This window comes from Nitrosospira briensis (genome assembly GCF_900115125.1).
Taxonomy (GTDB): domain Bacteria; phylum Pseudomonadota; class Gammaproteobacteria; order Burkholderiales; family Nitrosomonadaceae; genus Nitrosospira; species Nitrosospira briensis_A.
Window position 1 is genome coordinate 16,111 of the sequence record NZ_FOVJ01000008.1, and the last position, 22,670, is coordinate 38,780.

The window sequence follows — 22,670 nt, forward strand, 5'->3', positions numbered from 1 at the left end:
ATTATCAAGGTTCTATTCGCCACAGGTGATTTGTCACCGATAACCATGCTCCTGCCCAGCCGAGCAGCGCCGAAAATAGCAGCAGGCTCAGGCTGTCTTCCATTGAAAGGTGATAGGCCTTGAAATTCACCTCGTATAGTTCCATGAGGTCCTTCAATTGTTCTTCCGTCAGATGGATGCCCAGAGAAATGATGAGCCATGCCGCCGCGCCTCCAACCATGCCCTGTATTGCTCCAAAATACAGAAAAGGCCGGCGAATGAAGCCCTTGGTCGCACCGATCAATTTTGCTACTTCTATTTCTTCCCGCATGGTCAGGATTTGAAGACGTATTGTGTTGAACGCCACGGCTATCAGCGAAAAGCTCAGCAGGGCGCCAAGCATAAACACTGCCAGCCGGCCCAGTTTGAGTATGGAGTCAAGCCGCTTGGCCCAGGCTGAGTCCAGTTGGATATGTTCTACCTGGGGCAATTGCCCCAGCTCCGCATGTAACGTATCCAACGCTTCCGGCGAGAGGTCTCTCGCGACGATCACAAAAGCATCAGGCAAGGGGTTTCGCTCAAGTCCGTCTATCACGTCCGAGAGCCCACTGCCCTGCTTGAACTGTTCAAGCGCGCTGTCGCTGGAAATGAACCTGAAGCTCGCCACCTGCGGGTCTTGCTTCAAGCGGGCTTCGATTTCAGCAACCTCGTCCTCGTTTGTGTTCAGTTTTAGAAAAAGGCTAAACTCGGGTGCTCCCGAGAATTGCCCGGAGAGAGCCTGGAGGTTTTCCAGAAATACATAAATACCGGCAGGCAGGCTGAAAGCAATTCCGATCACGGCAATGCTGAGCAGGCTGCCGAGCGGAGCGCTGCCCAGGCGCTTGAGCGCCAGGACAAAAGCGTGCAGATGATGGGCAAACCACACCGTCATGCGGTCAATTTACCATGGCTCAGCGTGAAAATACGCTGCTGCATATTGCCGAGCAGTTCGACGTCATGGGTTGCTATCAGTACCGTAACGCCAACCTGATTAAACGACTTGAACATATCCATGATATCTCTTGCATAGTCGGCGTCCAGATTGCTGGTCGGCTCATCCGCGATCAGTATGGAGGGCCGGTTTACTATTGCCCTGGCGATGCACAGGCGCTGCTGCTCTCCCCCTGAGAGCGTGATCGGCTGCGCCTTTTCCCTGCTCAGCAACCCCACTTTGTCGAGTGCGGCGCGAACTCGTCCGATTGCGGCCCTGCGACTGAAGCCGCTGATTTGCAAAGGCAGCAGCACATTCTGGAACACGGTGCGATCGAACAGGATCTTCTGATCCTGGAACACCAGGCCGAGATTCCGCCGCAGGAAAGGAATTGCACCCCCTTTAAGCGTGCCGACATTCTGGCCGTTAACGATAATGCTGCCGGTAGTGGGACGCTCAATGGCGGCAATAAGTCGAAGCAGCGTACTCTTTCCCGCTCCCGAATGCCCGTTGATCAGGGCCATTTCGCCCGCCTCAAGGATGAAACTGACATCCCTGAGCGCTTCAAAGCCGTTAGGATAACGCTTGCAAACCTGGCTAAAGCTGATCATTGGAGTGCCACGACTTCAACAAAAATCAATATTCTGCTCTTGCTCTGTTCTTTCAATCAAACAACGCCTCGACAAATTCACTTGCGACAAATGGCCTCAAATCATCCAGATCCTCGCCTACGCCGATAAAGCGTATTGGTAATGGCGATTTTTGCTGGCGTTGTCGCGCAATGGCGGCGATGACGCCGCCCTTCGCCGTTCCATCCAGCTTGGTAACGATGAGACCTGTGAGACCGAGCGCGTCGTCGAAGGCCTGCACCTGGTTAACCGCGTTCTGGCCGGTATTGGCGTCGAGCACCAGTAGTGTCTCATGAGGTGCACCGGGCTCGGCCTTGGCGATGACGCGCTTCACTTTTTTTATTTCTTCCATGAGATGTAGCTGTGTGGCAAGCCGTCCCGCTGTATCGGCCAGCACAATGTCTGTTCCACGCGCCTTCGCTGCGTTGATTGCGTCAAATATGACCGCTGCGGGATCTCCTTTTTGCTGCCCGTTACTCTCATGGGCAATGACGGCGATATTGTTACGCTCGCCCCAGGCCACGAGTTGCTCGCGCGCCGCGGCACGAAAAGTATCGCCGGCAGCGAGCAGCACCGTTTTGCCCTGCAGCTGAAAATGATGCGCAAGCTTGCCGATAGAGGTGGTTTTTCCCGCGCCGTTCACGCCAGCCAGCATAATGATAAAGGGCTTGTTTTTCTCTGTGTCGAGGAGCTGCGCCAGTGGGTCAAGCAGCGCGGTCAAGGCCTTCTGCAAGGCCTCCTTGAGTTGCGCCGCGTCGGTCAACCCGTTACGCTTGACCTGCCTGCGCAGTTCATCAAGCAGCCAGGCTGTTGCGCTTACGCCGGTGTCGGCGGTCAGCAGTACGGTTTCCAGTTCCTCGTAGAGGTCTTCATCTATCTTGCCCCCACCGAACAAACCGGATAGTTGCTTACCCAGGTTGTTCCTGGTGCGGGAGAGGCCCTGCCTGACCCTTGCTGCCCAATTCGTGTTTGGCAATGGTGACGGTTCGTCCGTGTCAGGGCTTTTTTTGGATTTGAAGAAACTTGGCATTCTGGTAGGCTGTCACATTGTCGAAATTCACGACTGAAATCGAAAATCAGAATCTTATTCCCGATTTTAGCTGTTTACTCAAATTAGGTTGCTAAAAAAAATGATGCCTTATCGTCGTGTTACCGCCCTTTCACCCGATCTTCCAACAGTTGCGATGATACTGGTTTCGCTGGCTTCGCTGTTCTCGGCATCTGCCTTTGCCACTACGCATGAGTATACGCTTGGCAACGGCCTTAAGCTGGTCGTCAAGGAAGATCATCGCTCCCCCGTGGTCATCTCGCAAATCTGGTACAAGGCAGGAAGCACCGACGAGGTGAATGGCCGCACAGGGGTAGCCCATGTGCTGGAGCATATGATGTTCAAGGGCACGGAGAGAGTGCCCGGAGACGAGTTTTCACGGCGTATTGCTGCGGCGGGTGGGCGCGAAAACGCTTTCACCAGCCGTGACTACACCGCTTATTATCAGCAATTGCATAAATCCAGGTTACCGCTGGCGATGGAACTGGAGTCCGACCGGATGCGCAATCTCGTGCTGACGGAAGAAGATTTCGGCAAGGAAATCAGAGTGGTGATGGAAGAACGCCGCTTACGAACCGATGATCAACCCCGGGCGCTCGTGCATGAGAAAATGATCGCCACATCTTACCAGTCACATCCGTACCGTCACCCAGTGGTAGGCTGGATGAACGATCTGGAGAACATGACTTTCAGCGACGCGAAGGCATGGTATGACACTTGGTACGCGCCCAACAACGCTATCCTGGTCGTGGTTGGTGACGTAAATCCCGACCAGGTCTTCGTTTTGGCACGAAAATATTATGGTCATGTCGAACCTCGAGCGGTGTTGCAACTGGATGAGCGCAAGCCGCAGATTGAACCGAAGCAACTCGGCATCAAGCGCCTTATCGTAAAGGCCCCCGCACAGTTGCCATACCTCGCGATGGGCTACCACGCGCCGGCATTGCGCAAGCCCGACACGGACTGGGAACCTTACGCCCTGGAAATGTTGGCGGGCGTGCTGGATGGCAACGAATCCGCCCGGCTCAACAAGTCGCTGGTGCGCGAACAGCGTATTGCCAGTTCCGCAGGCGCGGGCTACGATTCCACCGCGCGGGGTCCAGGCATGTTCTATCTCGACGGCACGCCAAGCGAAGGCAAAACAGCGGCTGACCTGGAAGCGGCTTTGCGTGAGGAAGTAAAGAAGCTCGTGCGTGATGGCGTGACCGAAGAGGAACTGGCTCGCGTCAAGGCCCAGGTCGTGGCCAGCCATGTTTTTCAGCTCGACTCGATGTCTTTCCAGGCGATGCAGATCGGTCAGCTGGAGAGTATCGGGCTTTCATATCGTGACGAGCAAACGATACTAAAAAAACTTCAGACGGTGACCGCCGAGCAGGTACGCGACGTGGCAAAAAAATATCTGAACGATGACAGCCTGACAGTGGCGGTACTCGACCCGCAACCGCTGGAGCAGAAAGCACCGGCAGCCCCACCCACAGGTTTACGGCATTGAGCAATACCAGAGAGGTTCCGATGCATGTGATGCGCTACGTATTTTTCCTGCTCCTGGGCATGTATTCCCAGTGGGCTTTAGCTACTCTGCCAATTCAGCACTGGCAGGCTTCCTCGGGTGCGCAAGTCTATTTCGTCGAAAGCCGGGAGTTACCGATACTCGATGTCAGCGTGGATTTCAGCGCCGGCAGCAGTACTGACACACCCGATAAATCCGGGCGCGCCGGCCTGACTCTATATCTGCTGACCCTTGGCGCGGGTGGGCTGACCGAAGACCAGATCTCCAGATCGATAGCCGATGTGGGCGCTCAGCTCGGTGCACACTTCGATGAGGACCGCGCGGGTGTCACGCTACGCACGTTGAGCAGCGAGCGGGAGCGCAGCCAGGCCCTGGATATACTTGCTCGCGTCATACAGCAACCGGCCTTCGATATAAATGTGCTGGAGCGGGAAAAGGCGCGGATCGTGTCCGGGTTAAGGGAAGCCGACACCAAACCGGGTACTATTGCCGACCGCACCCTCATGAAAATGCTCTATGGCAGCCATCCGTATGGTTTGCGCGGCTCGGGTGAAGTTGATACCGTCAGTGCGTTACAGCGCAAAGACCTGGTGGATTTACACCGGTCGCGCTATTCCGGTACCGATGCGGTGGTGTCTATCATGGGAAATGTGAGCCGGGCCGAAGCGGCGGCCATTGCTGAATCGCTCACCCGGGAATTGACGCGGGAAAAGGCCGGACATGATGTGCCGGAAGTGACGCCACCGGTTGCCGACACTAAAAGAATCTCCCATCCCGCCACGCAAAGCCATATTCTTCTGGCCTATCCGGGGCTTCGCCGCGACGATCCCGATTATTTTCCGCTGCTTGTTGGCAACCATATACTTGGCGGGGGTGGATTCACCTCGCGTCTGATGGAAGAAATCCGCCAGAAGCGGGGATTGGCCTACAGTGTTCACAGCCATTTTTCACCGCTCAAGGAACAGGGGCCATTCGAAATCGGCCTACAGACCAGAAAAGAGCAGTCGGAAGAAGCGCTCACACTGACACGCAAAGTCCTGTCCGATTTTGTCGCCGGCGGGCCGACAGAAAAAGAACTTGTAGAAGCCCGGCAAAACATCATCGGCAGTTTTCCGTTGCGCATAGACAGTAACAAGAAAATTATCGGTTATCTTGCGATGATTGGATTTTACAAACTGCCGCTGAGTTACCTGGATGACTATGTGAAGGCAGTGGCAAAAGTAACTGTCGCCCAGGTCAAGGAAGCTTTTCAACAGCGAATCAATCCCGCGGGGATGGTTGCCGTTGTCGTGGGAGCCGAGAGCAAAAAATAGAAAAGTTTCGAAATAACGGTCATCGTTCCCCGCAGCGCTTTTCCATTTCTCGTCACTGGCCGGATGAGAAATAAGATCCGTATCATAGGCGGGCAATGGCGTAGCCGCATACTGACCTTCCCGGACGGCGCAGACCTCCGGCCGACGTCTGATCGGATTCGGGAGACAGTATTCAACTGGCTGGGGCAGGACATGAGCGGCAGAAGCTGCCTGGATCTGTTCGCGGGTAGCGGAGCGATGGGTTTTGAGGCTGCGTCACGCGGGGCAGAGAGCGTAGTAATGGTCGAATCCAACGCCGCCGTGCTACAGGCGCTGAAGTTCAACCTGGGCAAACTCGGAGCGGAGCGCATCGAGCTGGTGGCAATGGACGCGTTGAAGTTCGTTGATTCCGACCGGCGGCGCTTCAATGTGATTTTCCTTGATCCGCCCTATCGGCTGAACCTGTTACCTAAGCTGCTACCCAGGCTGGATTCGAATCTTGCCGAGGAAGGATTGGTTTATCTGGAGAGTGACAGCTTTCGGGAGCCCGATGAGGACTGGCTCGTATGGCGCAAGGGTCGCGCAGGCACGGTACATTACGAACTCTTGAAATCTAAAAAAAATGGATAAAGCGATATATCCTGGTACCTTTGACCCCATCACCCGCGGTCATGAAGATCTGGTCCGGCGGGCGTCGGGTTTGTTTGATCGCGTAGTGGTAGCGGTGGCTGTGAGCAGCGGGAAAAAACCCTTCTTTACTCAGGACGAGCGGGTGAAAATGGCAGGTCAGGTACTGGCCGATTGCGGCAACGTCGAGGTCACGGCGTTCTCGGGCCTGTTAATGGAATTCGCGCAGCAGCAGAACGCACGAGTCATTTTACGCGGACTGCGCGCGGTCTCCGATTTTGAATATGAATTTCAAATGGCGGGGATGAACCGCAGTATATATCCCGGGGTCGAAACCATGTTCCTGACGCCATCGGAGCAATACATGTTTATTTCCGCCACTATCGTGCGGGAAATCGCGCTGCTCGGTGGAAACATAGAAAAATTTGTACATCCGCTGATTGCGGAGCAGCTTCGGATCAGAATCGAAGCGTAATTCTTGAGGTTGAAATGGCTTTAATCATCACTGATGAATGTATCAATTGCGACGTGTGCCAGCCGGAGTGCCCCAATGATGCCATTTCGCAGGGCGAAGAGTTCTACGTGATAGACCCGGGCCTCTGTACGGAGTGCGTAGGCCATCACGAAGAGTCTCAATGCGTGGAAGTATGTCCCGTGGATTGCATCATCCTCGACCCGGACATCGTCGAGACAGAAGAGCAGTTGTACGAAAAATACCTTACCCTTGCCGGGCAGCAAGCTCCTCGGGGATAGCGTACCGCCTCGGGCCGAAAATTGCCGTACCGACACGAACCATGGTAGCGCCTTCTTCAATGGCGATATCCAGATCTTCCGACATACCCATCGAAATTGTGTCAAGCTCATAGCCCGCCCGCTTCAGCTCGTCGTAGGCAGCTTTGAGCATCTGGAACTGGCTGCGCTGCAGTGCGGTTGCTTTCGTAAGCTCGGGAATGGCCATTACGCCCCTGAGCTTTAGCCGGGGCAGCCCGGCGACATGCGCCGCCAGATCAGAAACCTCCTCGGGCGCTACCCCGCTCTTGCTGTCCTCTCCGCTTACGTTTACCTGCAGGCATATCTGGAGGGGGGGCAATGACTCAGGTCTGTCTTTCGACAAGCGATCGGCGATTTTTTTGCGGTCTACACCGTGCACCCAGGCAAAATTCTCCGCGATGCGTTTTGTTTTATTGCTCTGTATGGGGCCGATGAAGTGCCATTCGATCGGCAGATCATGAAGTGCGGCGATTTTAACCAGCGCTTCCTGAAGATAATTTTCGCCGAAAATAGTTTGCCCGGCATCAAAGGCCTCACGTAACCGCTCGTGTGGGTTGGTCTTGCTGGCAGCCAGCAACGTGATGGATTCAGCTTGCCGCCCTGCTTTTTCAGCAACCTCCTTGATACGGGCTTTCACCGTCTGCAAACCCGACTCAATGGTTGTCGTATTGGGTTCCATTTTCTATGCCTTGTCTTTATTTACTTGTTACTCGGGCCGCTTGACCGATGAGATAAAATAGCTCGCCGGCGCGCGGACATAGTAGAGCTACTCATCTGTGCGGTCAAGAAACGGACTTCTAAAATATCGAATTTCATCAAGCTGTAAATCCTGTCTACAGACCTTCACGGCTTTCACCGGTAATCCCTGTAATCAACAGACGAATCAGTAGACGACTCTGACATTTTCCTCTTTGAAATGCGCATACAAGGATTCCAGCAAGTTCTCTTCAAGGCTGACCCGCCAGGCATCACCCAATTCAAGTTTGCAGGCAGCGTCCTGATTGCGATAAAACAGCAGCACGGGGCAAGACCAATTGTTGTTGCTTTTGGCTTTACCGGCATTGCCGGCATGATTATCAGCACGGTGGGGTGCGAGCAATTCCTTCAATCGTGTTGCATTGGATGTGCCGTTGCAGTGGAGTTCCACATATTTTGCGTAGCGTGAGCGGGCGGTTCCCAGATTATATAGCTGGTCGGCAGTAATGCGCAGCCCGTTGCCATATTCGTCGTCACCGCCCCTGTTGTTCACCCTGGCTTCTACGATGAGCAACTGGTCCTCTTTCAGCCAGCTACGGGCAGACTCGAATAATTCGCTGTACACCACCAGTTCCACCCGCGCGCCGCTCCCGTCATCCAGTACGACCACTGCCATTCTGCCGCGTCGCGTCACTTGCATGCGTACAGCATAGACAATGCCTGCGAGGAGCTGTGGTTCCCGCTGGGGATTCAGGCGATCGAGGCGGGTGCGTACGAAATGTTTCAGTTCTTCTGCATATGCATTGAATGGGTGCCCGCTCAGGTAGAACCCCAGCGCCATCTTTTCGTTTTTCAGCTTTTCCTTCTCCGGCCATGAAGGAACGTTTATCAAGCTTGCTGGCTGGATAGAGCTGTCACCTTCGCCGAACAAACTTACCTGATTGACGGCACGTCCCGCCTGCTCGGCGGACTCCAGTGCGATGCCCACCGATGCCAGCAGGCCGGCTCGATGACTGTTGACAGAATCAAAGGCCCCTGCCCGGATGAGCGATTCAATCACGCGCCGGTTGACGATGCGTTTGTCCACGCGGTGGCAGAAATCGAACAAGTCCGTATAAGGCCCATCCCCGTCCCGCGCCCTGATAATTGCCGCAATGGCGGATTCTCCCGTTCCCTTTATCGCACCCAAGCCATACCGTACGGTTTTTTCGTCTACCGGAACAAAGCGATAACCCGACAGGTTGATATCAGGCGGCAGCATGCCGAGCCCTTGGGAAACGCTGTCCTCAAAAAATGTGTGGACCTTGTCCGTATCATCCATATCGGCCGATAAAGTGGCAGCCATGAATTCAGCCGGATAATGCGCCTTCAGGTAGGCAGTCTGGAAAGCAATCAGGGCATAAGCCGCGGCGTGCGACTTGTTGAATCCGTAACCCGCGAACCTCTCCATCAAATCGAAGAGTTCAGCTGCATCGCGTTCGGTCAAACCGTTCTTGACCGCCCCTGCAACGAAAATGTCGCGCTGCAAGGCCATTTCCTCGGGCTTTTTCTTACCCATTGCACGCCTAAGCAGATCGGCGCTACCGAGGCTGTACCCACCTATCACCTGGGCAATTTGCATCACCTGCTCTTGATAAACCATCACGCCATAAGTCGGTTCGAGTATGGGTTGCAAACGGGGATCAAGATATTCCACCCTTTTTCCGTGCTTGCGCTCGGTAAACTCGGGAATGAGCGACATCGGCCCTGGCCGGTACAACGCCACCAATGCAATGATGTCTTCAAAACGGTCTGGCTTGGCCTTTTGCAGAAGATCCTTCATGCCGCGCGATTCGAACTGGAACACACCTACAGCGTTACCCCGCCTCAACAGTGCGTAGGTAGCCAGATCATCCAAAGGAAGATTTTCCAGGGAAAAGGATGCAGATGGTTGCATATCCGACTTGGCACTTTTACTGCGCTGCCTGATGTATCTCACAGTCCAGTCGAGTATGGTCAAAGTGCGCAAACCCAGAAAATCGAACTTCACCAGGCCGATTTTCTCCACATCATCTTTATCCAACTGGCTTACTACGGAATCCCCGCCATCGGTGCAATAGACCGGGCAAAAATCGGTGATCTTTCCAGACGCGATCAGTACGCCACCCGCATGCATGCCAACGTTGCGCGTAAGCCCTTCGAGGCGCTCCGCCAGTTCGAGCAGGGTGCGCACCTCTTCTTCCGCTTCCGCGCGTTCATTCAGCTGAGGCTCTTCCACACGGGCTTTTTTCAAGGTCATGCCCAGTTCAAAGGGCACCAGCTTCGCCAACTGATCGACAAAGTTATAAGGCAGGTCCAGCACGCGGCCCACGTCACGCACCACCGCTTTCGCCGCCATCGTGCCGAAAGTCGCGATCTGGGAAACGCTTTCCGCGCCGTATTTCTGCTTCACGTATTCGATGACATGCTCGCGCCCATCCTGACAGAAATCGATATCGAAGTCGGGCATGGAAACGCGTTCCGGATTGAGGAAACGCTCGAACAGCAAGTCGTAGCGGAGGGGGTCGAGATCGGTAATGCCGAGCGAATAAGCGACCAGTGAACCCGCGCCGGAACCCCGGCCCGGCCCTACCGGGACACCGTTGTGCTTGGCCCAGTTAATGAAATCGGCGACAATCAGAAAATAACCGGCGAACCCCATCTGCACGATGATGTCAGTCTCGAACTCCAGCCGCGCGCGATATTTCGGCATCTCGGTGGCGCGCTCCGCCTTGTCTGGAAAAAGCGCTTGCATGCGCGCCTCCAGCCCCGCCTCTGCCTGCTTGCGCAAGTAGAGCTCCAGACTCTCGTTATTCGGGGTGGGAAATAATGGCAGCCGGTTAACGTTCAATTCCAGCGGGAGATTACAGCGTTTGGCGAGCTCGGCAGTGTTGGCAATTGCTGCCGGTATGTCGGCGAACAATGTAGACATTTCGGCCTGCGTTTTGAAATACTGCTCCTCGGTGCAATTCTTCGGGCGGCGGCGATCGCCCAGCACGTAACCTTCCGCGATGCATACCCGCGCCTCATGCGCGCGGTAGTCTTCGGGGTTCAGGAACTGCACCGGTTGTGTCGCTACCACAGGCAAACGCAGGGTGGAGGCCAGCATCAACGAGCGCTGGACGAGAGTCTCCGCATTGACATGGCCCGCCCGCTGCACTTCGATATAAAAACGGCCAGGGAAGAGGTTGGCCCACTCCTGCGCGAGCATATTCGCCTGGGCCGGGTCGTCCTGCATGAGCGCCAGGGCGATATCCCCAAGACCCGCGCCCGAAAGCGCAATCAGCCCACCGGTGCCCATTTCGCTGTCTTTTAACCAGGATTTCCGGATTTCCGCCCGCCCCCGGTGCTGGTTTTCCCGATAGGCGCGTGACAGCAGGCGGCACAGCAGCAGATAGCCCGGATAGGACTGGCACAGCAGCAGGACGCGCACCGGCTTGTCGCGGTCGGTCTCGTTACTGATCCATACATCGCAGCCGATAATCGGCTTTATGCCCTTCTCGCGCGCCTCCTGGTAAAACTTGACCAACCCGAACAGATTGGAAAGATCAGTCAGCGCCAGCGCCGGCATCCCGTCGCCCACGGCCTTTGCGACCGCCTCGTCGATACGCACGATGCCGTCCACGATGGAATACTCGCTGTGCAAGCGCAGATGGACAAAAGTTGGAGATGTGGGCATGTTGTTGCAAGACTGACTGAGGCGGGGATCAGTATTTCATTTCGGTCAAACCAATGCGTGGGAGCAATCGGCTCAATCGCGATGAGTATGAAAATCAGCCTTCCATTTTACCATCAATCACACCCCGCCAAGTCTTCCCTGGCCAGCCGTCAGTCTATACTGCAAGCGGACACAAAGTTCAATCCGCGTATATCAGGAAGCCTCCAGGGTGCGCAGTTCATCTGTGGATTGCGCCGCCGCCCGGCCTCCCAGTTCAGCAAAAAAACCGATAATCCTTTCCGGCAGCCATGTCAGTCTGCCGGGAAACGGCGAATCCAGAAATCCCACATGCCCACCTTCCTCCGAAAATTCCAGAACGACGGCGGACGAAACATCGGATAGTCCGGGCAGTGCTTGCGCCGGCATGAAAGGGTCATTGAAGGCATTGATGAGGAGCGTAGGCACTCCGATATGTTTGAGCCACGGTTTGCTGCTTGACCGCTTCCAGTAGTCTTCGGTATCGCGAAAGCCATGCAGCGGCGCAGTGACCAGATTATCGAACTCATATAACGTGGTGCATCCAGCCAACGCAACCGGATCGAACAGGCCGGGAAAGAGGTCGAGTTTTCCCAATGCCTTCCGCTTCAGCGTATCGAGAAAATGGCGCGTGTAGAGCAAATTGAAGCCCGAAGCCAACGCCTTCCCCGCCGCCGCCAAATCCAGGGGCACGGAAACTGCTACGGCGCCGTCGAGCAGCTGACTTGCCTGGTCGCCGCGCTCGCCCAGCCATTTCAATAATGCATTGCCACCCAGCGATATCCCTACCGCATAAAGTGGCGCATCGCACCCCAGCCGTTTATTTTCTTCGCCTAAGCGGCGTAGTATCCCATCGATCTCGGTTGAGTCGCCTGCGTGATAGGCTCGCGGCAGCCGGTTGGGCGAGCCGGAACAGCCGCGAAAATGCACTACCGCTCCACGCCAGCCCAGTTCGCGCACCATAGTCATCAGGCTCACGACATAATGGCTGCATGAGCTGCCCTCAAGCCCGTGAAACATCACCACCAGCGGTGCTTCGGGAGCATTATCCATCCAGTCGGTATCGATAAAATCCCCATCGTCCAGCTCCCACCGCTCGCGCCGGTAGGGGATCAGGGGGCGGGACAGAAGGTAGGGATAAATGGTTTGGGCATGGCCGCCTCGCAGCCATGCAGGCGCTACATAGGGTCTGCTGCGCAAAGGGAAAGGAGCGATTTTCACGCCAGCTTTGGGCACGTCATGCCATTTAAACTGGCAACCGGAGAATTAGGGCACGCTACCATAAAGTGGCAATTTGGTTGATCGATCAGTGGGCGTGATTGCCAAATACTCATGTGGTCCGGCGGTTAGTACGGGAACGCGGTTTGCGTGTTATTATAAACTACTCGACTTTGCGTAGTTAGCCGCGTTCGCTGATAGAACCGGTGCCCACTCCTGCATCAAGCAGGGGCTATTCAAGTAAATCTCTGGTCATCCATCATTACCTGGCTCGTTCGCGCCTTATAGCAATCAGGGTGTTTGTGAGCAAGAGCGCCCCCTCTGCCAGTTTACTTGTTTGCCAACTCGAAAAACCTCGGTCGAGGAGGACAGCACTATTTCCTGTCATTAATACGACTTTTGATTTACTCCGTAAAAATTGCGGAAGAAACCAGGAGGAAGAATCGTAGCCAATAACTCGCCTCGCTGGGTTTTTCATTATTGTTATGCTGACGCCAACGACTGACGGGCCTGGAATTCTTCCCGTTACTTTAGCTATGATTGAAATCAAACATTGATATTAAGGATCATCATGAGAATTAATTGCTTAGTAGTTATGTTTTTTATGGGCTTCGCGGGCCCTGGTGTTGCGAGCGAAGAGGATTATAAATTTTGTACCGTAGGTGGCTATTTTTCCGGGACCAACGACAAATTCTTGAGTGGATTGGCTGGCCATGTCGCGGAGAAGAAAAATGTTTTCGGGACTCCCATATGCAAGGCCGCGTGGGAAAATGGCTACAGAATAGGAGAAAAATTATCCAGAACAGGAAAGATCGAAGGATCGGCAGAGAGGGAAATCATTCACCAGGCAACCGCATTCAGCGCAAAGATATATGAGACGATCAGTTCTCGTATCAACTTTTCACTTCCATGAGTTTTTACGTCGCCTATTTTCATCTGTGCTGTGCAGAATAATGGCAACTAGAAGACATCAATTGTAAGCAAGAACACAAGCGGCGCAACGGGATCATCCTCTGTATTTTTTGGAAGGTGCCGATGGTAAAACTTACGGCGGGAGATGAAGTATTGCGCGAACCCTTAGCCTAGCTGGAAGCCGCCGGAACTTCCGTCAGTAGCAATCGTGTCCGACGCTCCGAAATGCCCTTCTTCTCGCTCGACTAGGAGAGATAAACACAATTAAGAAGTCTCGGGTTCGGAGAGCGGAACCGGTGCGGGCTTTCCGGTAATCTTTGTTTTCTTGGTAGGCCGTGCCAGATTCGAACTGGCGACCAACGGATTAAAAGTCCGCTGCTCTACCGGCTGAGCTAACGACCCATTGATATCCAAGGGACGTGCATTATACCGGCTCATCCCTTCGATATAAAGTTTTTTAGGATCAGGCTCGGCTGCAGGGACGTTGTCCTGCTGCTCGCACGTTTCGCTGCAGTTGCTTTAAACTGCCCGCATGAGGGAGGGTTATTTTTGAGCAGCGACGTTGTTGTCATAGGCGGCGGGATTGCGGGACTTGCCACGGCGTCTGAATTGTTGCGGATGGGGGCGAGCGTTACCGTACTGGAGCGTAATCGCTGTGGCAAGGAAGCGTCCTGGGCTGGGGCGGGCATATTGTCGCCACTGCTGCCATGGGATTACTCCGATTCGGTGACGCAACTGACGCAGTTCAGCAACAGGCTGTTTCCACAATTCATCGAAGGGCTGCGAACGAAGACCGGTATCGACCCGGAATATCAGGCTAGCGGCATGCTGGTGCTGTCCGATTTTCCCGCTGAGCCGCAAGAAGAGACGCGCGGAGAGAGTGAAGACGAGCTCGATCCTGCGGTGGAAGCCTGGTGTATACGCCGCGGTTTTCCCATGAAGAGAGTTCGCTCTCATGAAATTGCGCCCATGCTGGCACGTGACGAAGCCGCGCTTTGGTTGCCGGAGGTCTGCCAGGTGCGCAATCCCCGTTTGTTGCAGGCACTCGTAAAGGATGTGGAGGGCTCCGGTGGCGTTATTGTCGAGCATGCCGAAGTTACAAGCTGGAAGATCGAGCGAGGTCGAGTTCAATCTATCAGCACGAGCCGAGGCGAGGAATATTCCGCAGCCAATTTTATCGTTACGGCTGGAGCATGGAGCCGTCAACTTCTGGGTCAGCATGCGCTAAAGCTCAATATCTGGCCCGTGCGGGGCCAGATCCTGCTGTTCAAGGCACAGGCCGGTCTGCTCGGCACGATTGTGCTACAGGGGCAGGATAATTTTTATCTGATACCGCGTCGAGACGGACATATTCTTGCCGGCAGCACGATAGAGGAAGCCGGCTTCGACCATCGCCCGTCTGCCACGGCGCGCAACGCACTACTGGCCAGGGCGCATACGCTCGTGCCTGTATTGACCGAAGAACTTCTCGCCGGTCATTGGGCGGGGCTGCGTCCAGGTTCGCCTCACAACATACCCATAATCGATCGCCACCCCGACATCTCCAACCTTTATCTCAACAGCGGTCATTACCGTTACGGCGTTACCATGGCGCCGGGAAGCGCGCGGCTTGTGTCCAACATGATCCTGAACAAGGTTCAGCCACTGGATATAGCGCCTTACCGATGGCCGGTATGAACAGCGGCGAGACACGGCCTCTGCCGGGGCTGCGCTGTTTCCGCTGAGTCTGGCAGCCTCTCGCTTTATCCTGGAGTTGGGGGGTGATAACATTGCACCACTTCAACACAGGGACAGGGCAAACGCATTATGGCTGGTCACAGCAAGTGGGCTAACATCAAACACAAGAAAGCTGCGCAGGATGCCAAGCGCGGCAAGATTTTCACACGCCTCATCAAGGAAATTACCGTCGCCGCCCGGCTCGGTGGAGGCGATCCCAACAGCAATCCTCGGCTGCGTCTGGCCGTTGACAAGGCTTATGAGCAGAACATGCCCAAGGACAACGTCGAACGCGCGATCAAGCGCGGCAGTGGCGATCTGGAAGGTGTGAATTATGAGGAAATACGTTACGAGGGTTATGGCATCGCAGGCGCGGCCGTATTGGTCGATTGCATGACGGATAACCGCGTGCGTACCGTCGCGGATGTGCGCCATGCTTTCACCAAGTACGGCGGCAATCTCGGCACGGACGGCTCGGTTGCGTTCCTGTTCAAGCATTGCGGGCAGCTGCTTTTCGCGCCTGGCACGGATGAAGACAAGCTGATGGAAGTGGCTTTGGAAGCGGGCGCGGAGGATATCGTCAGTAACGATGACGGCAGCATTGAAGTCATCACTGCACCATACGAATTTGTCGCGGTCAGGGAAGCGCTGGAAAAAGCCGGGTTCAAGGCAGAGCTGGCCGAGGTGACGATGAAGCCGGTCAATGAGACGGAGTTGGCTGCGGATGATTCGGTAAAAATGCAGAAACTGCTCGATGCGCTGGAAAATATTGACGATGTGCAAGAGGTTTACACGACTGCATTAATCGACTGAGTAGCTGTGTATCCAGCAAGAAAAGGTAAAAAAATCCGTATCCTTGGCATAGACCCCGGCTTGCGCATCACGGGTTTCGGGGTCATCGAAAAAATTGGCGGCAAATTGGTGTACGTCAGCAGCGGCTGTATCAAAACTCTGGATGGCGAGTTGCCGTCGCGCCTGAAGTCCATCATGGACCATCTCAACGAAGTCATCGCGGAACATCGCCCCGATCAGGTCGCGGTGGAGCAGGTGTTCGTCAACATCAATCCAAAATCCACGCTGATGCTCGGGCAGGCCCGGGGCGCCGCCATTTGCACGGCGGTGCTTAACAATCTTGTTGTTGCCGAGTACACCGCGCTACAGATCAAGCAGGCGGTCGTTGGCCAGGGGCACGCAAAAAAGGAGCAGGTGCAGGAAATGGTCAAGCGGCTGCTGCAGCTCGCCGGAAGCCCCGGCGCGGATGCCGCCGACGCCCTCGCCTGCGCAATATGCCATGCCCACGGCGGACTCGGCCTGGGCGGGATTTCGACAGCGGGGTACCGCATGAAGCGGGGGCGGCTAGTATGATCGGCAGAATAACGGGCCTGCTGCTGGAAAAGTTTCCGCCGCTGGTGCTCGTCGACGTGCAAGGCGTCGGTTATGAGATTGACGTGCCGATGAGCACGTTCTACAACTTGCCCGCCATCGGTGGACAAATCACGCTCCATACCCACCTCGTCGTGCGCGAGGACGTGCATCTGCTTTTCGGGTTCGGCACTGAAGCGGAGCGGCAAGCCTTTCGTCAGCTTGTGAAGATTTCCGGCGTGGGTGCGCGCACCGCCCTGGCTTTGCTGTCCGGCATGAGCGTAGCCGATTTGCATCACGCGGTTGCGGCTCAGGACAGCGGCAGGCTGATCAAAATCCCCGGCATCGGCAAAAAAAGCGCCGAACGTTTACTGCTGGAATTGCGAGACAAGCTCGGGCCCGGCATTGCTGGCGTCCCGGACGCAACGGGCGCCGCGCGTTCGTCGACAAACGAAGGCGACGTGCTCAATGCCCTGTTGTCACTAGGGTATAATGATCGGGAAGCCAATTGGGCAGTCAAGCAATTATCCCCAGACCTTTCCGTGTCGGACGGCATACGGCAAGCGTTGAAACTCTTGTCAAAAGAAAAGTAGCCAGGATAATGCAGCACGAAAGGCTACGCTCAAGAGCCATTAATCTACCGCCTACGAGATCCTGCAATCGCACCGCCACTGAGCCACGCTTGCCTTGATGATTGAAACCGACCGATTAATTACCTCCGCGCCCGTTTCTCCCAAGGAAGAGGAGATGGAGCGGGCGCTGCGCCCGAAGCATCTGTCCGAATACGTCGGCCAGGAAAAAATTCGCGGCCAGTTGCAGATATTCATCGAAGCGGCAAGGCGGCGCAGGGAAGCACTCGACCATGTACTGCTGTTTGGTCCGCCGGGTTTGGGCAAAACCACCCTTGCTCATATTATTGCCCGGGAGATGGGCGTGAGCCTGCGCCAGACTTCCGGCCCGGTGCTGGAGCGTCCGGGCGACCTGGCAGCCCTGCTGACCAACCTTGAGCCCAACGACGTACTGTTTATAGACGAGATTCACCGCCTGTCACCCGTAGTGGAAGAGATCCTCTACCCCGCGCTGGAGGATTATCAGCTCGATATCATGATCGGCGAAGGCCCGGCGGCAAGATCGGTCAAGCTCGATTTGCCGCCCTTCACCCTTGTGGGCGCAACGACTCGGGCGGGCATGCTGACCAACCCGTTGCGTGATCGCTTCGGCATCATTTCGCGCCTCGAATTTTATTCAGTTGAAGAGCTGACCAAAATCGTGACCCGCTCGGCGGCTTTGCTGAACGCCGAGATTTCCGCTGATGGAGCGATAGAAATTGCGCGGCGTTCGCGTGGCACGCCCCGTATCGTCAACCGCCTGCTGCGGCGGGTGCGCGATTTCGCGGAGGTCAAGGCGGACGGCCATATTACCCGGCCTGTGGCGGATGCGGCACTGGTCATGCTGGATGTGGACATCATCGGCCTCGATGTGATGGACAGAAAGTTGCTGCTCGCCGTGATGGAAAAATTCGGCGGGGGGCCGGTTGGAGTGGATAACCTTGCCGCCGCCATCAGCGAAGAGCGGGGCACCATCGAAGATGTGCTGGAACCCTACCTGATCCAGCAAGGCTACATGAAGCGCACGCCCCGCGGCCGCATGGCTACGACTATTGCCTATCAGCATTTCGGCATGGCGCTGCCGAAGAACGGGTTGAGCGGCGATTTATGGGGAGATGATTAGTTGCGGTGAATACGCGGCGCTGGCGCGAGCCTGCCAGTAATCCGGACGCCGGCGCGTCGCTCAACAATGCGCAGAAGCGGGCCTGATGGCGGGACTTGTATGGGCTCAACCCGGAGCATGCATCTACCTCGCCGTCGTTAATCTGAAAATATGAACTCAACAGAAGCTGATAAATTCGCCGTTAATTCGGATAAATCGCCTTTTTCATTGCCTGTCCGGGTTTACTATCAGGATACCGATGCCGGCGGTGTGGTTTATCATTCCACTTATCTCGATTACATGGAGCGCGCCCGCTACGAATGGTTGCGGGAACTGGGCTTCGATATTCATTCATTGGTTCAGGTGCACAAGGTGGTTTTCATGATTCGTTCGCTCAGTATCGAATACTTCAGGCCGGCGTTGCTGGACGATTTGCTGCACGTGACCGCTCAGGCTGCGGAGCTGGGCAGAAGCCGCATCGCTATTTCACAGCATATTCTGCGCGGCACGGCCACGTTGGTCAGCGCCGCTGTCCAGGCGGTGTGCGTGGGATCGGATAGTCTCAAGCCGGTAAGCATCCCCTTGCCGTTGCGCCAGAAACTGGGAAATCTGTCATGAGCCCGGCACTTACCCAGGATATGTCTCTTTTCCACCTCATCGGTAGCGCCAGCTTGCCGGTGCAATTGGTGATGGCCTTGCTGTTGCTGACTTCATTTCTATCGTGGTGGTATATTTTTCGCAAGCTGTTCGTCATCCGGCAGGCGATAAGGCAAAGCGACGAATTCGAGCATGTTTTCTGGAAAGGGCCCGATCTCAACGCACTTTTCCAAAGCGCCGCCGCATCCCGCCATACCGCAGGAAGCATGGAACGTATCTTCGAGGCAGGCTTTCGTGAGTTCATCAAACATAAGCGCCAGCCGGGAATGGACATCAACGCGGTAATGGATGGTACTCGCCGGGCAATGCGGGCTACTTATCAGCGTGAAATGGACAACCTGGAATCGCATCTCTCGTTTCTGGCCACGGTAGGATCGGTTAGTCCGTATGTCGGCCTGTTTGGCACGGTATGGGGAATCATGAATTCCTTTCGGGGTCTATCCAACGTTACGCAGGCTACCATTGCCCACGTAGCGCCTGGCATCGCGGAGGCGTTGATAGCGACAGCGATGGGCTTGTTCGCCGCAATTCCGGCTGTTATCGCTTATAACCGTTATGCCAATAATATGGACCGGCTGGCAACCCGGTTTGAAAGCTTCATGGAAGAATTATCCAATGTCCTGCAGCGGCAAGTGAACGGATGAGGATGATTTTGAAGGATACATCCTGTGACTGAGCGCCGCGCCAAACGCCGTCTGATGAACGAGATAAACGTCGTGCCGTACATCGACGTAATGCTGGTGCTGCTTGTGATTTTCATGATCACGGCACCCCTCATCACTCCCGGCCAGATTGAATTGCCGCAGATCGGCAAATCCCTCGCGCCTCCGGTAGCCCCGCTGGAAGTGATCATCAAGGCTGATGGCAGCCTGGGCTTGCATGACCGCTCCAGCACAGGGGGTGAACAAAAAATCAGCCGCGAAGAACTGGTCGAGGCGATCAAACAGAAGCAGTCGGTAAATATCGAGCAGCCAGTGGTGATTGCGGGTGATAAAAGCGTGCGCTATGAAGAAGTAATGAAGGTGATGGATATTCTTCAACAGCAACAGGTAAAGAAAGTGGGGCTTCTGGCAAGACCCAACATCTGATGAGCGCAATGGCAAGGTGGGATTCCGAGTACCAGGAACCGGGCCGGATGCAAGCCGGCGTGTTTGCGGTATTGGTCCATATCATTTTTTTTGCTTTCATGATTTTCGGACTCAATTGGAAAACATATCCGCCCGAAGGCATGATAGTGGATGTGTGGAGCAGCCTCCCTCCTCCCCCGCAGCCAGCCCAGCCCGTCATTAAAGCAGCGCCGCCCGCGCCCGAGCCGCCCCAGCCTGCCGAGCCGCCCAAGCCGGTCGAACGTCCGCCCGAAGCAAAGGCCGTACCGCCCAAGGTGGAAACGCCGCCGCCTCCCGCCAAACCGGATATTGCCCTCAAGGAAAAAGTCGAGAAACCTAAACCAGTGGAAAAAAAGCCGGCTGAAAAAAAACAGCCATCACAGAAAGAACTGAAGGAGCAGAAAGAGAAGGAAGAGAGGGAAGAGAAGAAGAAGGCGCAGAGAGAGAAGGAGCAGAAAGAAAGGATTGCGGCTGAGGTGGAACAGCTTCAACGAGAACAGCAGGCCGCGAATGAAAAGCTCAGGGCTCAGGCTGCGCAGGCAGCGGCGCAGTCTCGCCTCGCGAACGAGATAGACGAATACAAGGCAAAAATCCTTGCGAAAATCAGGAGAAATATTGTCATGCCGCCCGATCTGCCAGGCAACCCGGTTGCGGAATTCGACGTCACGCTACTCCCCGGCGGGGACATCCTCGACGTGAAACTGCGCACAAGCAGTGGATTTGCCGCTTTCGATAGCGCTGTGGAGCGCGGCATTTTCTTGTCCAAACCGCTTCCACTGCCGCCCGATCCCGCACTTTTTTCTAAATTCCGTAATTTGAGCGTAAAAGTGCATTACCACGAATGACTGGTATAATTTATTGTTTTGCGAATTCCTTGAAGGTCACCCCCATGCTGCCCGTTCACATTCGCTTGCGCAAATTTTGCCCCTATGCTGCCGTCTTGCTTCTGTGGCTGGCTAGCGCGCCGCTCCACGCTGCCCTCAACATAGAAATTTTTGGCGGCGGCGCCACTCAAATTCCCATCGCTATTGTTCCCTTTGCTGCCGAAGAAAGGCTTGCGCAAGGCATCACGCCGGTGGTGTCCTCCGATCTGCAGCGCAGCGGATTGTTTCGATTGGTTGATCCAGGTGGTCTCAGGCCGCACGAGCCCGTCGAAGTGGTTTATCCGGATTGGGCCAACCGCGGAGCTGGCGCCGTGGTTATCGGCAGCACCACAGCTATTCCTGGGGGTCAGGTCGCCATACGCGTCCGATTGCTGGATGTGGCGAGGCAAACGGAATTGGCGGTTTATACCGAAACCGTTCCAGCCACGCAATTGCGCGCCGCAGCCCACCGCATCGCGGACATAATCTATGAAAAGCTGACCGGTGACGTGGGGGTATTCAGTACCCGCATTGCCTATGTGATAAAGCAGGGAAAAAAATATTCCCTGCAGGTGGCGGATGCCGATGGCTTCAATGCCCAGCCGGTAATTGAGTACACTGAGCCGATCATATCCCCTGCCTGGTCGCCCGACGGCAAGCAACTGGCATATGTGTCCTTCGAGAACAAGAAACCCGTTGTGTACGTGCAGACACTCGCAACAAGAGCCCGCAAGGCCGTGGCCAACTTCAGGGGAAGCAACAGTGCGCCGGCATGGTCGCCGGACGGAAAAAAACTTGCGGTGACGCTGTCCCTGATGGGCGGTTCACAGATTTTTCTGGTGAACGTGGATGGCAGCGGATTGCAACGGCTAAGCCAAAGTTCAGGAATCGATACCGAGCCTAATTTTTCACCCGACGGTCAATCCATCATTTTCACTTCCGACCGGGGCGGCAGTCCGCAGATTTATCGCATGCCGGTTTCAGGACGCGCCTCCGGCACGGCGGAACGCCTTACCTTCGAGGGCAGTTATAACGTAAGCCCCGATTTCAGCCGGGATGGAAAAAGCTTCACCTTCATTCACCGTAATGGCGACAGATTCAATGTGGCGATACAGAATCTGGCGACCCGTCAGGTCCAATTGCTCACTGACTCGCAGTTCGATGAATCTCCCAGCTTTGCCCCCAACGGCAAGATCATCCTTTATGCAACTGAAGTAAGGGGCCGTGGTATATTATCGGCCGTGTCAAGCGACGGCAAAACAAGACAACAGCTTTCGACGCAAGCCGGCGATATAAGAGAGCCGGCATGGGGGCCTCTGTCAAGGTAAGCAATAATTGTAGTTATGAATTTTGGTCAACTTTAAAGGAAATGGACATGAAAAAAGTTTTTGGCGTGTTATTGATCAGCTTATTATCCGCTTGCGCAAGCCAGGGTACCCAGCCGTCTGCCGAAGTGGAAGACAAATCCAGAGGCGTCACCGCGCCATCCGAGGAAAGCACACGAGGCACGGAGGCGACGCCGACGCTCAATCCGCTTACGGATCCCAATAACATACTTTCCAGACGCAGCGTTTATTTCGATTTCGACAGCTACGTGGTGAAGGATGAATACAAGTCTCTGGTGGTGGCTCACGCCCAGTACCTCCGGGACAACGGTAATGCCAGAGCGCTAGTGCAGGGCAACACAGACGAGCGCGGCAGCAGGGAATATAATCTCGCGCTGGGCCAGCGACGTGCAGACGCGGTGAAGTACGTCATGACGCTCTCGGGCGCCAGGGAATCACAGGTTGAGTCGGTCAGCCTGGGGGAAGAGAAGCCAAGGGCGACAGGACATGATGAGGCTTCCTGGGCCGAGAACCGCCGCGCTGACATCCGCTATCAGGGCGAATAAC

Annotated in this window: 23 protein-coding genes and 1 tRNA gene; 17 read left to right on the forward strand and 7 right to left on the reverse strand. The window is 55.4% G+C overall.

Features of this window, described 5'->3' with window-relative positions; translation table 11 throughout:
• Positions 1-4 precede the first annotated feature (4 nt).
• Genes ftsX through ftsY form a run of 3 tightly spaced genes read right to left on the reverse strand, consistent with a single transcriptional unit; the run spans position 5 to position 2,608 of the window.
• Positions 5-910: a permease-like cell division protein FtsX gene (gene ftsX, locus BMZ14_RS12845; protein ID WP_074798250.1), complete on the reverse strand. Its 906-nt coding sequence runs from the start codon at positions 908-910 to the stop codon at positions 5-7.
• Complete coding sequence (gene ftsE / locus BMZ14_RS12850) at positions 907-1,560, reverse strand: cell division ATP-binding protein FtsE (RefSeq protein WP_074798252.1); 654 nt, start codon at positions 1,558-1,560, stop codon at positions 907-909. The genes ftsX and ftsE overlap by 4 nt, the downstream gene beginning before the upstream one ends.
• A gap of 52 nt (positions 1,561-1,612) precedes the next feature.
• On the reverse strand, positions 1,613-2,608 hold the full coding sequence (gene ftsY / locus BMZ14_RS12855) for a signal recognition particle-docking protein FtsY (RefSeq protein WP_074798254.1): 996 nt from the start codon (positions 2,606-2,608) through the stop codon (positions 1,613-1,615).
• 100 nt (positions 2,609-2,708) lie between these two features.
• Between ftsY and BMZ14_RS12860 the strand changes: the two genes are divergently transcribed.
• The 5 genes from BMZ14_RS12860 (at position 2,709) to BMZ14_RS12880 (ending at position 6,808) form a co-directional block, all read left to right on the forward strand.
• Positions 2,709-4,118, forward strand: coding sequence for a M16 family metallopeptidase (locus BMZ14_RS12860; RefSeq protein ID WP_371265775.1), 1,410 nt, complete (start codon positions 2,709-2,711; stop codon positions 4,116-4,118).
• A 20-nt stretch (positions 4,119-4,138) separates the two neighbouring features.
• A complete protein-coding gene (locus BMZ14_RS12865; protein WP_074798391.1) occupies positions 4,139-5,449 on the forward strand; it encodes a M16 family metallopeptidase in 1,311 nt (436 codons plus the stop codon).
• A 63-nt stretch (positions 5,450-5,512) separates the two neighbouring features.
• Entirely contained in the window at positions 5,513-6,058 is a 546-nt protein-coding gene (gene rsmD, locus BMZ14_RS12870; protein WP_074798256.1) for a 16S rRNA (guanine(966)-N(2))-methyltransferase RsmD, read from the forward strand.
• Positions 6,051-6,530: a pantetheine-phosphate adenylyltransferase gene (coaD, locus tag BMZ14_RS12875; RefSeq protein ID WP_074798258.1), complete on the forward strand. Its 480-nt coding sequence runs from the start codon at positions 6,051-6,053 to the stop codon at positions 6,528-6,530. Before rsmD ends, coaD begins: the two co-directional genes overlap by 8 nt.
• 14 nt (positions 6,531-6,544) lie before the next feature.
• Positions 6,545-6,808 (forward strand): YfhL family 4Fe-4S dicluster ferredoxin, encoded by a 264-nt coding sequence (locus BMZ14_RS12880; RefSeq protein ID WP_074798259.1) that lies wholly within the window; start codon positions 6,545-6,547, stop codon positions 6,806-6,808.
• Here BMZ14_RS12880 and BMZ14_RS12885 read toward each other — a convergent pair.
• From BMZ14_RS12885 to BMZ14_RS12895, 3 genes are all read right to left on the reverse strand, one after another.
• The gene (locus BMZ14_RS12885) at positions 6,774-7,505 is read right to left on the reverse strand and encodes a YggS family pyridoxal phosphate-dependent enzyme (protein WP_074798261.1); all 732 of its coding nucleotides are present in this window, start codon (positions 7,503-7,505) and stop codon (positions 6,774-6,776) included. The genes BMZ14_RS12880 and BMZ14_RS12885 overlap by 35 nt on opposite strands.
• A 204-nt stretch (positions 7,506-7,709) precedes the next feature.
• Positions 7,710-11,219, reverse strand: coding sequence for a DNA polymerase III subunit alpha (dnaE, locus tag BMZ14_RS12890; protein ID WP_074798263.1), 3,510 nt, complete (start codon positions 11,217-11,219; stop codon positions 7,710-7,712).
• A gap of 192 nt (positions 11,220-11,411) precedes the next feature.
• Positions 11,412-12,455, reverse strand: coding sequence for a YheT family hydrolase (locus tag BMZ14_RS12895; protein ID WP_074798393.1), 1,044 nt, complete (start codon positions 12,453-12,455; stop codon positions 11,412-11,414).
• A gap of 568 nt (positions 12,456-13,023) precedes the next feature.
• Between BMZ14_RS12895 and BMZ14_RS12900 the strand changes: the two genes are divergently transcribed.
• Entirely contained in the window at positions 13,024-13,365 is a 342-nt protein-coding gene (locus BMZ14_RS12900) for a hypothetical protein (protein ID WP_083396791.1), read from the forward strand.
• A gap of 325 nt (positions 13,366-13,690) precedes the next feature.
• Here BMZ14_RS12900 and BMZ14_RS12905 read toward each other — a convergent pair.
• Positions 13,691-13,766, reverse strand: a tRNA-Lys gene (locus tag BMZ14_RS12905).
• Positions 13,767-13,913: 147 nt separating this feature from the next.
• Between BMZ14_RS12905 and thiO the strand changes: the two genes are divergently transcribed.
• The 11 genes from thiO to pal all read left to right on the forward strand — a co-directional run bounded on the left by thiO (position 13,914) and on the right by pal (position 22,669).
• Positions 13,914-15,041, forward strand: coding sequence for a glycine oxidase ThiO (gene thiO / locus BMZ14_RS12910; protein ID WP_074798266.1), 1,128 nt, complete (start codon positions 13,914-13,916; stop codon positions 15,039-15,041).
• A 129-nt stretch (positions 15,042-15,170) separates the two neighbouring features.
• Positions 15,171-15,893: a YebC/PmpR family DNA-binding transcriptional regulator gene (locus tag BMZ14_RS12915; protein ID WP_074798268.1), complete on the forward strand. Its 723-nt coding sequence runs from the start codon at positions 15,171-15,173 to the stop codon at positions 15,891-15,893.
• Positions 15,894-15,926: 33 nt separating this feature from the next.
• Positions 15,927-16,445, forward strand: coding sequence for a crossover junction endodeoxyribonuclease RuvC (gene ruvC, locus BMZ14_RS12920; RefSeq protein ID WP_074798394.1), 519 nt, complete (start codon positions 15,927-15,929; stop codon positions 16,443-16,445).
• Positions 16,442-17,035 (forward strand): Holliday junction branch migration protein RuvA, encoded by a 594-nt coding sequence (gene ruvA, locus BMZ14_RS12925; protein WP_074798270.1) that lies wholly within the window; start codon positions 16,442-16,444, stop codon positions 17,033-17,035. Before ruvC ends, ruvA begins: the two co-directional genes overlap by 4 nt.
• Positions 17,036-17,132: 97 nt before the next feature.
• Positions 17,133-18,173, forward strand: a complete 1,041-nt coding sequence (gene ruvB / locus BMZ14_RS12930) for a Holliday junction branch migration DNA helicase RuvB (RefSeq protein WP_074798272.1) — start codon at positions 17,133-17,135, stop codon at positions 18,171-18,173.
• A 150-nt stretch (positions 18,174-18,323) separates the two neighbouring features.
• Positions 18,324-18,770, forward strand: a complete 447-nt coding sequence (ybgC, locus tag BMZ14_RS12935; protein WP_074798274.1) for a tol-pal system-associated acyl-CoA thioesterase — start codon at positions 18,324-18,326, stop codon at positions 18,768-18,770.
• Positions 18,767-19,453, forward strand: coding sequence for a protein TolQ (tolQ, locus tag BMZ14_RS12940; protein ID WP_074798276.1), 687 nt, complete (start codon positions 18,767-18,769; stop codon positions 19,451-19,453). Before ybgC ends, tolQ begins: the two co-directional genes overlap by 4 nt.
• A gap of 24 nt (positions 19,454-19,477) precedes the next feature.
• The gene (tolR, locus tag BMZ14_RS12945; protein ID WP_256208623.1) at positions 19,478-19,897 is read left to right on the forward strand and encodes a protein TolR; all 420 of its coding nucleotides are present in this window, start codon (positions 19,478-19,480) and stop codon (positions 19,895-19,897) included.
• A gap of 8 nt (positions 19,898-19,905) precedes the next feature.
• Positions 19,906-20,760, forward strand: coding sequence for a cell envelope integrity protein TolA (gene tolA, locus BMZ14_RS12950; protein WP_074798398.1), 855 nt, complete (start codon positions 19,906-19,908; stop codon positions 20,758-20,760).
• Between the two features lie 44 nt (positions 20,761-20,804).
• The gene (tolB, locus tag BMZ14_RS12955) at positions 20,805-22,106 is read left to right on the forward strand and encodes a Tol-Pal system beta propeller repeat protein TolB (protein WP_074798400.1); all 1,302 of its coding nucleotides are present in this window, start codon (positions 20,805-20,807) and stop codon (positions 22,104-22,106) included.
• Between the two features lie 47 nt (positions 22,107-22,153).
• Positions 22,154-22,669 carry a peptidoglycan-associated lipoprotein Pal gene (gene pal / locus BMZ14_RS12960; RefSeq protein WP_177186987.1) on the forward strand — a complete coding sequence of 172 codons (516 nt, stop codon included), beginning with the start codon at positions 22,154-22,156 and terminating at the stop codon, positions 22,667-22,669.
• Position 22,670: the final 1 nt, after the last annotated feature.